Below are 466 nucleotides of genomic sequence, written 5' to 3' on the forward strand. Positions count from 1 at the left end.
CAACGGTAAAGGTTGGATTGTCAGTGTTGAAAGTAAAGCCATCAGCAGGGTATCCGTCGGATACCAACTCGTAGCCCCGAGCTTCTAAAGTGGCAATTTCATTTTTGGTTGAGTAACCAGACTTACTACCAAACTTACCAGTTAAGTCATCACTGTGAAGAACGGCATTGCCGTTATCTTCGTCAACATAGTTAACCACTGCTTTTTGTTCGTTAGCATTATACGTAACGGTAACACTTCCGTCAGGTGTATCAGCGGTGGCAGTTTCAGAACTAACACTAGCTTTATCTGGAGTGTAACCCGTAATTTCAGGCGAATTGATTTCACCAAAGACAGCGTTCGTTGAAGTCCAGTCACCGTAACTAATAATCTTGCCGGTAACTTGGTCGAAGGTTGCCGTTCTTGTAAACGTAACCGTTTCAACTTTGTCATCGGAAGCTTTGCTGCCATCAGCATAGACGTAGTG

General features: G+C 44.0%; 1 protein-coding gene. It reads right to left on the reverse strand.

Features of this window, described 5'->3' with window-relative positions:
- Positions 1 to 466, reverse strand: a 466-nt coding sequence (locus AC6UD0_RS07345; RefSeq protein ID WP_500708706.1) for a mucin-binding protein, incomplete at both ends; no start/stop codon positions are given.

Source organism: Fructilactobacillus sp. X7R9C1, from assembly GCF_059901005.1.